Below are 10163 nucleotides of genomic sequence, written 5' to 3' on the forward strand. Positions count from 1 at the left end.
AGTGGTGTTAAACGTGACGAACTATTTGTAACTACTAAGTTATGGAATAGCGATCATGGTTATGAAAACGCCAAGAAGGCAATTGATAAGAGTCTTGAAAACTTGGGTTTGGACTACTTAGACTTGTACTTGATCCACTGGCCTAATCCAGCAGCTATGCGCGAAAATTGGACAGAATTGAACGCTGAAAGCTGGCGTGCGATGGAAGAAGCGGTTAAAGCGGGTAAGATCCGTAGCATTGGTATCTCTAACTTTAGAAAGCACCATATCGATGAATTGCTTAAGACTGCTGAAATCAAACCAGCAGTTAACCAAAACTACTTAAACCCAAGCGATATGCAAGCAGATTTGGTTAAGTACAACGATGAATTGGGTATTCTTAATGAGGCATACAGTCCACTTGGTACAGGTGGTTTGCTTGGCAATGAAACCGTTAAGGAAGTAGCAGCTAACTATGGTAAATCTACTGCCCAAGTATTGCTTCGTTGGTCATTGCAACACAAGTTCTTGCCATTGCCTAAGTCAGTTCATGCTGACTACATTAAGGCTAATGCCGAAATTTTTGATTTCGAACTTAGTGCTGATGATATGAAGAAATTAGATGGTTTACATGGTGTAGCAGCGGTAGCAGCTAACCCAGATGAAGTAAACTTCTAAAAATAATTTGGTAATTAAGCAGTAGTAGCTGATTGGCTAGTACTGCTATTTTTTTAGAAAAATGATGATGAAAAAGATTACTATTGGCCTAGTAGCTCATGTTGATGCGGGTAAGACCACCTTATCAGAAGCATTACTCTACCAAGCTGGCGATATAAGAAAATGGGGAAGAGTCGATACTGGGGATGCTTTCTTAGATCCGGAAAAACTGGAGAAGCAACGTGGAATTACGATTTTTTCACATTTAGCACATCTTGAAAAAGCTGGGGTACAATTCAATTTAATCGATACTCCAGGGCATATCGACTTTGCTACGCAAACTGAGGCAAGTTTGAATATCTTGGATTACGTGGTTTTAGTTGTTTCCGCTAATGATGGGCTAACCAGTTATACCAAGGTATTATGGGATTTATTCGCTAAGTATCAGCTGCCGGTTTTTATTTTTGTAAATAAAACTGATCTAGTAGCTGATAAGACTAAATTATTGCAAGCACTTCAAGAAGGGCTGAGTGAAAATTGCCTTGATTTTACTGATCAAGACAACTTTTATGAAAACCTTGCGACAGTCGACGAAAAACTCCTTGATGAGTATCTAGCAACGGGAACAATAACAGATAATGCCATAAGTCGCCTAATTAGTCACCGCTTAGTTACACCAGTATACTTTGGTTCAGCTTTAAAACTGCAGGGCACTGAAGAGCTGATGGCAGGTTTAGCAAGATTTGGTAGAGCTATTCCAGATAAGGATGATTTTAGTGGCCAAGTTTATAAAATTTCGCATGATCCTAAGGGTGAACGACTAACTTGGTTGAAAATCACTGGTGGCAAGGTTCGGAATCGAATGGAATTGCCTAATAGTGAAAAGATCAATCAGATTCGCATTTATAACGCTAACAAATTTACTACTAGCACTGAAGCTGGTATGGGTGAAATTGTTGCTTTGACAGGATTACAAACCACTTATCCGGGACAAGGTTTCAATCATCGCGATGCACCGCATGCTAGCTTGATACCTACCTTGCGCTATCGGTTAAAACCACAAAATATGGATATTCATACTGCTTGGGATAAGTTATCTTTGCTAAAAGATGAAGAACCACAGTTACATTTGACTTGGTCAGAAGCCTTGCAAGAAATTCAGTTGGAAATTATGGGACCAGTGCAACTAGAAATATTGCAACAGGAATTACAAGAACGGTTTGATTTACAGGTTAGCTTTGATGAAGGTGGTGTTTTATACAAGGAAACGATCACGCGTTCAATTGAAGCAGTAGGACATTTTGAACCTTTGCGACATTATTCGGAAGTGCACTTTTTACTTGAACCTGGTCCAAGAGGTAGTGGGGTAGTATTTGCTAATGAATGTAGCTTGGAAATCCTGGCTAATAATTGGCAACAACAAATTATGACGGCTTTAGCAAGTAAAGAACACTTAGGAGTACTAGCAGGATATGGGTTGACTGATGTAAAAATTACTTTAATTGGTGGACGAGCTAGCAATGTTCATACTGTCGGTGGAGATTTTCGAGAGGCAACGTACCGTGGCGTTAGACAGGGACTAATGGAATTAAAACTCAGAAATGCTTGTCAATTGCTTGAGCCTTGGTATAAATTTAAATTGCACCTTAATCAGCAATTATTGGGGCGGGTGATGACTGATATCCAAAAAATGCATGGAGAATTTTTCGAACCAATTATTACTGGTGACAGTGTTATCTTAGAGGGACAAGCACCTGTATCAGAAATGCGTGACTATGCCAATGAGGTGAGAGGCTATAGTCATGGCGAAGGTCAATTGGAATATAGCGTAGCTGAATATCGGCCATGTCATAATGAAGCAGAAATTATTAAACAAGCAGCTTATAATCCGGTAGCAGATTTAGCTAATACGCCTAACTCGGTCTTTTGCTACCATGGAGCCGGTCATACGGTAACCTGGGATCAAGTTCCTCTAGCAGCGCAATTTCCATATCAATATCCATTAGACTAGGAAGGACAAGCAATGATTGATCTTTATTTAGTACGCCACGGTCAAACATATTTTAATTATTACCATAAAATCCAAGGTTGGTGTGATTCACCATTAACCCCACTAGGTATAAAGCAAGCAGAAGCAACTAGAGACTATCTACAAGAAGCAAAGCTTCAATTTGATTATGCGTTTGCTTCAACTGCTGAAAGAGCAAGCGATACGTTAGAAATAATTACTGCTGGCAAGATGCCATATCAGCGACTAAAAGGATTGCGTGAATTTTCATTTGGTAAGTTCGAAGCTCATGATGAGACGCTTAATCCTAAACCCCCTTATGGCGATTTCTTTAAGCAATTCGGTGGTGAAAGTCAGACTGAAGTAGAAGAACGGATGTATGCAACAGTTACTGCTTTGCTTAAAGATGTTCCAGATAATAAAAAAGTTTTAGTGGTGTCTCATGCTGGGGCGCTGATGAATTTCTTGCGTCGAGCTTTGAATAGCGATAAGCCATTGACAGGCAAGCACTTTGGCAATTGCGCAGTTGTGCATTTGGGTTATGATGGTAAGAAATTTACTTTGCTTGAAGTCGCTGATCCAGCTAGGGATGTAAAGGTAGAAGAATAGAATGCTATATTAAACAAGCGCACAAAAAAAGCATATCCATCACTTAAGATGAGATATGCTTTTTGCGTTATATCAAGTTTAAATTAGAACTTGTTCTTGTCTAAAGCAACTGGTGATTCAGGTTCTTCACCGTTAATCATAGCCAAGTTGTTGTTGAAGGCCTTAACTACCATGTTACGTACAGCGTGAGTAGTGTAGAAGGCAGTGTGTGGAGTTACCAATACGTTTGGACGATCGATAAGATCAGCTAAACGTGCATCTGGGAATTCTTTACCTTCCCAGTCTTCGTTAAATACACCAACTTCGCCTTCGTAAGTATCCATTACGAAACCAAAGACCTTACCTGAGTCCAAACCACGGATAACTGCATCAGTATCAACAAGTGGACCACGTGATACGTTAACGATAACAACGCCGTCTTTCATTTCAGCGATTGACTTGTCGTTAATCATGTGAACGTTAGCTGGAACATCAGGAACGTGAAGTGAGATAACGTCAGCTTGCTTGTACAAGTCGTCGAGTGAGTCTACGTAGTAACCCTTCTTTTCAAGTTCTGGGTTCTTGAAGATATCGTAAGCAATAACCTTTGCACCGAACCCTTCCATAATTTGCATAAATACTTGACCAATGTGACCAGTACCTACAACACCAACAACTTGGTCACGAACTTCACGACCAATAGTTGGAGCCCAACGTAAGTCACGCTTAGCCATCTTCATGTCCATTGCCTTGTCTTGACGCAATACACGAGCTGCTTGAATAGCTGCGTGTTCAGCAATAGCGTCTGGTGAGTAAACAGGAACATTAGTAATCTTGAAGTTTAATTCTTTAGCTTTGTCCATGTCAATGTTGTCAACACCAACGTTACGTAATGACATAGTAGTAACGCCAGCATCTGCTAAAGCTTGAAGAGTTTCAGCAGTGTAGTCCAATTGTTGGTATACAACAACACCATCTGCACCCTTAGCCAAAGCAGCAGTTTCAGGAGTTAAAAGTTCTGAAGTGTAATCAACATCAATATCTTTGTGAGCGTCTTTCCATTCTTCCAAAAATGGCTTTTCATCTTCACGAATAGCGTAAGCAAAAATCTTTGTCATAAATTTAAACCTCCGTCAAAATTATTATATGACCGCCTTCTATTATACACTTGACTTTGTTAAATAAAACACAAAATAGAAATTTTTATTATGATAACGTTTTCACAACAAGGCAGGAAAATTTTTTCTTTGTTAAAAGTTAGCTATAATTATAAAAGAGTACAAATTAATCGAGGTAAGTTAAATGAAATTAATTTCTTGGAATATCGATTCGCTTAATGCTGCTTTGACTGGACAATCAGAAAGAGCAGAAATAACCAGAAAAATTTTGGTTAAATTACATGATTTGCATCCCGAAATTATTGCTATTCAGGAAACTAAGTTGCGCGCCACAGGCCCTACGAAAAAACATCAACAAATTTTACAAGAGCTTTTTCCAGAATATGATTACGTTTGGCGCTCTTCAGAAGAACCAGCAAGAAAAGGATATGCTGGGACAATGTATCTCTATTTAAAGGAATTGTCTCCAAAAGTAACATATCCTGAAATTGGTGCTCCAGAGCCGATGGATCAAGAGGGAAGAATTATTACTTTAGAATTCCCAGAATTTTTTGTGACTGAGGTTTATACACCTAATTCTGGCAATGGTTTGAAGCGTCTCGAAGAGCGCCAAGTCTGGGATGAAAAATATACTGCTTATTTGCAGGAGCTTGATGAACGCAAACCAGTTCTCGCAAGCGGCGACTACAATTGCGCCCATACGCCAATTGACTTGAAGCATCCCGACACTAACCATCATTCTGCTGGCTTTACCGATGAAGAGCGAGCTGGATTTAGTAAATTATTAGAAGCTGGCTTTACTGATTCTTTCAGAAAGGTCAATGGACAGGTTGAAGGAGTTTACTCATGGTGGGCTCAAAGAGTGCGCACTGCTAAAGCGAATAATTCAGGCTGGAGAATTGACTATTGGCTGACCAGCAATCGGATTGCAGATAAAATCCAACGTTCTGAAATGATTGATACAGGCGATAGAGCTGACCATTGCCCAATTTTATTGGAAATTGCGCTTTAAGAAAAATGAGCGAATTGGCTTTGGCCGGTTCGTTTTTTGTTTGAGGAATAAATCAAAATGAAGGAATTACATGATGCAATTTTAAATGGGTTGTATGATCCAAATTATCCCGGACATGAACTATTAGGACCAAAACTGTTAGCTAATCACGGTAAGCAACGAATCTGGCTTAGCTTGAGACAAGAGCTGCTGACATGTCAGAGCTTTACTTGGGCGGTAGCCTTTATCACCCAAGATATGCTTGTACCTTTTAAACTAGTGATGGCTGATCTAGCAGCGCGCGGTATTACGGGGACAATCATTACCGGTGATTACTTGAGTTTTAACAACCCACGAGTTTTTCGGGAATTACAAAAAATTCCTAACTTAGAAGTTAGGATTGTTCAAAAATCAGGTTTTCATGCTAAGGGATATTTGTTTGAACATAATGACTTTGAGACCATCATCATCGGTAGCGCCAATTTTACGCGTTCCGCACTATTGAGCAATTATGAATGGTCACTGAAGATCAGTTCGATGACGCAAGCTGACTTAGCCAATCAGCTTGGGCAACAACTGCGAGATTTGAAGACGACTAGTGAGCCTTTGACCACTAAATGGATTGAAGACTATGAGGCTAGTTGGCAACCACCTGTTAGCTCAACTAGGACAAGCAGTCCTCAAAAAATCATGCCTAATCGGATGCAGCAGGCAGCCTTGAAAAATCTTAATGCTTTGGTAGCTGAAGGAGCTCAAAAAGCGTTAGTTGTTTCCGCTACGGGAACAGGGAAAACTTATCTTGGGGCCTTTGCTGTCCGTGATTTTCAACCTAAGCGCTTTTTATATGTTGTTCACCGCCAACAAATTGCCAAAAAGGCGCTAGCGAGTTTTCGCAAGGTTATTGGTGGACCAAGTAGCGACTACGGCTTATTATCGGGACAAAAGCATGATTTGACGGCTAAATATATCTTTGCTACTGTTCAAACTCTGACCCAAGAAGCGATTTTAGCTGAGTTGCCGAGCGATTATTTTTCTTATATTTTGATTGATGAAGCTCACCGCGCAGCTGCACCTAGCTATCAAAAAATTTTTGCTCATTTTAACCCTGATTTTTATTTGGGAATGACGGCTACTCCTGAAAGAATGGACGATCAAAATGTCTACCGCTTATTTGACTACCATTTAGCCTATGAGATTCGTTTGCGGGATGCATTAGAAGAGCAAATGCTAACGCCGTTTCATTATGTTGGCATTCAAGACTACGAAGTCGATGGTCAAGTGATTGATGAGACCACTGACTTGCGCTATTTAACAACGCCCCAGCGAGTAGCATATCTGTTAAAGGAATTGAATTATTATGGTTATAGTGGTAGCCAGGCAAAAGGATTAATCTTTTGTAGTCGCCAAGAAGAAGCACATGACTTAGCGACGGCTTTTTCAAAACATGGGTATCCTGCAGCAGCCTTGACTAACATAGATAGTCAGACTAGGCGTGAGAACGTGGTAAAGGCTTTACAAGCAGGTAAATTGGAATACATTGTCACAGTTGATTTATTTAATGAAGGAATTGATATTCCGGAAGTAAACCAGATCGTTTTCTTACGTAATACCCAATCTAGCATTGTTTTTACCCAGCAATTGGGCCGAGGATTGCGTAAGTTTCCTGGTAAAGATTATGTCACCGTAATTGATTTTATCGGCAATTATAAAAACAACTATCTGATTCCCTTAGCTTTGAATGGAGATGTAAGCCGCGATCAGGATCAAGCGCGAACCGAAACCAAGATCCCGCCAGTTATTGCCTTATCTACTATAAACTTTAGTCAGATTGCAACAGAAAAGATCTTAGCTTCTTTAGACAAGGTCAAGTTGGATAGTATGAAAGAATTGCGTCAGTCTTATCAGGAGTTGAAGGGAAAACTAGGACGCATGCCATTGTTGTATGATTTTTACCAGTTTGGCTCTACGTCACCTGAGCTTTTTAGTAAAAACAATACCTTCAAAAATTATGGCGACTTCTTATTAAAAATGGGAGAAGAACTACACTTAAGTAGCTACTCAGCTCAAGTATTGGACTTTGTTACTCAAGAGTTGCTTAATGGGAAGCGCAATCACGAACTAGTACTCCTCAAGCTGTTGCTGAAAACAAATAATGTAAGCGAAAATGATTTTCAAGTAGCATTGAAGCAAAATGGAAGCTATATCAATGAGGCGGTCTTGAATTCAGTCGATACGATTTTGAGTCTTGCTTTTTTTGATATTAAAGCTGGTAAAACTACGCGTAAGATGCAATATGGTGGAGTGCCATTGATTGAGCATGATTTATTAGGATATCAGTTTGGTGCTAAGTTGCGAGAGGTATTGGCAGACGAGCCCGATTTCAAGATGCTCTTTAGGGATGCGATTAAAACGGGGCTTGCAATTAGCCAAAATTACGATCAACAAGCGCAATTTACGCTGTATCAACAATATGATCGCGAAGATGTTTGTCGCTTGCTGAATTGGCCACTTGATGTAAGTGCTCCAATGTATGGTTATCGTGTCGGCGATCAAGAAACGCCAATTTTTATTACCTATAAAAAGGAATCCGAGGAAAAACGCAATGCTATCTATCATAATCAGTTGGTGGATGGACGTAGTCTGCGTTGGTATACGCGCTCGCCTCGCCATTTAGATTCTGATGAAGTAGTAAGATTGCTGGCATCGGGTATGAAGCTACATGTTTTTCTAAAACAAAGCGATAAAGTAGGAAAGGCCTTCTATTATCTGGGAGAGGCGCAGATTTTGCCCGATAGTGTAAAGGAAGAAGCCCTAGGACCTAAGAAAAAAGCTGCTGTCGGGATGGATCTGTTATTAAAGACCCCGCTTGACAGCAGCATGTATGACTTATTATTTGATTAATGAAAAAGCTAGATCGTATCAGTGTGATCTAGCTTTTTGCTTAGTTAGCAATAAAAGTATTTGCCTTAATATGATTTAGGATTTGATAACCAACAGCTTTATTAGCCGCCTCGCTATCAGTTGTTTGATTTAAAAACATAATTAACCCATTTTGATTATCGGTCGTTAACTGTACCCAATTTCCAAAATGTGTGCCTCCAAGATTACCATAGACGGTTTTCAAGGAATCATTGTTTTTAAGATACATACCACCAGAATATCCGGTTCTTGTACTTGCAATATGAGTTAAATAATGGAAATCGTCTGCACTTAAAATGCTGCCATCAGTTAAACCAACCATAATATGGTAGTAATCCATTGGCGTTGAGAATAGATTGCCGGCTCCTAGAATTTGGGAAGCTAAACTAGCTTTAACATAAGCGGGATTTTGATAGTTGTGGTAGCCATTCCAGTTGTATGAAATAGCGTCGGTCATTGAGCTAGGGATGTTTCGATAAAGGTAGGTATGGGTTAAACCTAATTTATCGATAATTCGAGTTTGTAAATTAGCTTCGTATGATTGACCGGTGATTTTAGCAATAATTCCAGCTAACAAAATGAAGTTAGCATTATTATAGAAATAAGTGCCTACTGGTTTCATAGTAGAAGCATTAATATGATTGATTAACCAATTGACAGCATTATCTTCAGAATAAACGTAACCACGATTAATCTCGGTTCTTGTGGCCATGATTCCTGAGGTGTGGGTTAACAGGTTACCTACAGAAATTTCGTCAGCATTTTTTAAATTAGGATACCAACGCGAAATTTTAGTGTATTGCGAAAATTCTTGATCGGTGCCATTTTTTTCATTAATAAGTTGGACGATCATTGCACCAGTAATGATTTTTTGCAATGAACCAACAGGATAGACTACTTTTTCATTGCCGTTGCCTAATTTTTTGCCATACCAGCCGTAGCCATAACTAATTTGCCGCGGTTGACCATTTTTTACTACGACTACGCTACCTCGAACATGATTCTGAGCCAAAGTAGAGCGAACAAAACTTCGCATTTCCATATATTCGCTTTGAGTCGCTGCTAAGGTAAAATTACTAGTAAAGGCAAGGATCATCGACAAGGAGATGACAATGCCCAACAACGATTTAATAAATCTATTTTTCAAAATAAGTAAACCTCCAGTTAATATTATTTTGTATTATAAAACTGCTGAGCGCATTTTTATATTTAATTATTGTTAAGTTTTAGTAACGGTAAAAGAAAAAAGGGGAAAAGATGACAGCTAAAACAATCATTAAAGACCAATGGCGTTTGATGCAAAAAGCAAATGATGCGGACCAAAACGATTTAGTAGTGGGAAAAGACTTATTAGATACCTTGCTCGCTAATCGTGAGCGTGCGGCAGGTTTAGCTGCAAATATGATTGGCGTAAATAAGCGCGTTATTGCTTTTTATGCCGGACCACTAGCAATAGTAATGTATAATCCTGAGATTGTTGCAAAATCGGGAAGTTATCAAACAGAAGAGGGATGCTTATCATTAGTAGGAACTCGTCCAACCACTAGATATGAAACAATAGTAGTAAAATATCAAGATCAGAATTTCGAAAGAAAAACTCAAGAGTTTACAGGCTTTATCGCGGAAGTAATACAGCATGAAATCGATCATTGCCAAGGAATTTTGATTTAATAAAAAAATTTTTTCAGCAATTCTAACTTAAAGTTCGGATAATTCGAATTTTTACAGCATAAATTGAAAATTAATTCGGCTAGTCACTGATAAACGCTTAAAGTCAAAGCCAAAATTACCAAATTTAAAGCTGGAAACGAATTAAATAAAAAAGTTGACGAAAAGCAGATAAGCGAGTAATATATTTAAATGTCGTCGGGCGACGGAAGTCGCAAGGCGAGGCGAGATGAAA

8 protein-coding genes are annotated in these 10163 nt (G+C 39.1%); 6 read left to right on the forward strand and 2 right to left on the reverse strand.

The features are described 5' to 3' along the window. From BN52_RS07055 to BN52_RS07065, 3 genes are all read left to right on the forward strand, one after another. A partial coding sequence (locus BN52_RS07055; protein ID WP_040473471.1) for an aldo/keto reductase occupies positions 1-657 on the forward strand: 657 nt, incomplete at its 5' end. 67 nt (positions 658-724) lie between these two features. Continuing rightward, entirely contained in the window at positions 725-2647 is a 1923-nt protein-coding gene (locus BN52_RS07060; RefSeq protein WP_040473472.1) for an elongation factor G, read from the forward strand. A gap of 12 nt (positions 2648-2659) precedes the next feature. Next, entirely contained in the window at positions 2660-3253 is a 594-nt protein-coding gene (locus BN52_RS07065) for a histidine phosphatase family protein (RefSeq protein ID WP_008473747.1), read from the forward strand. A gap of 83 nt (positions 3254-3336) precedes the next feature. Here the strand turns inward: BN52_RS07065 and BN52_RS07070 are convergent, their stop codons facing one another. Then, positions 3337-4350, reverse strand: coding sequence for a D-2-hydroxyacid dehydrogenase (locus tag BN52_RS07070; RefSeq protein WP_008473748.1), 1014 nt, complete (start codon positions 4348-4350; stop codon positions 3337-3339). A 184-nt stretch (positions 4351-4534) separates the two neighbouring features. On the opposite strand from BN52_RS07070, the gene BN52_RS07075 reads away from it, so the two are divergent. After that, positions 4535-5362: an exodeoxyribonuclease III gene (locus BN52_RS07075; RefSeq protein WP_008473749.1), complete on the forward strand. Its 828-nt coding sequence runs from the start codon at positions 4535-4537 to the stop codon at positions 5360-5362. Between the two features lie 57 nt (positions 5363-5419). Then, complete coding sequence (locus BN52_RS07080; RefSeq protein ID WP_008473750.1) at positions 5420-8242, forward strand: DEAD/DEAH box helicase; 2823 nt, start codon at positions 5420-5422, stop codon at positions 8240-8242. A gap of 40 nt (positions 8243-8282) precedes the next feature. Here the strand turns inward: BN52_RS07080 and BN52_RS07085 are convergent, their stop codons facing one another. Further along, positions 8283-9356, reverse strand: coding sequence for a serine hydrolase domain-containing protein (locus tag BN52_RS07085; RefSeq protein ID WP_053216542.1), 1074 nt, complete (start codon positions 9354-9356; stop codon positions 8283-8285). A gap of 161 nt (positions 9357-9517) precedes the next feature. Here BN52_RS07085 and BN52_RS07090 point away from each other — a divergent pair, with 161 nt between their 5' ends. Beyond that, the gene (locus BN52_RS07090) at positions 9518-9931 is read left to right on the forward strand and encodes a peptide deformylase (RefSeq protein ID WP_008473752.1); all 414 of its coding nucleotides are present in this window, start codon (positions 9518-9520) and stop codon (positions 9929-9931) included. Positions 9932-10163 lie beyond the last annotated feature (232 nt).

It is taken from the genome of Lactobacillus gigeriorum DSM 23908 = CRBIP 24.85, from assembly GCF_000296855.1.
GTDB classification, from domain to species: Bacteria; Bacillota; Bacilli; order Lactobacillales; family Lactobacillaceae; genus Lactobacillus; species Lactobacillus gigeriorum.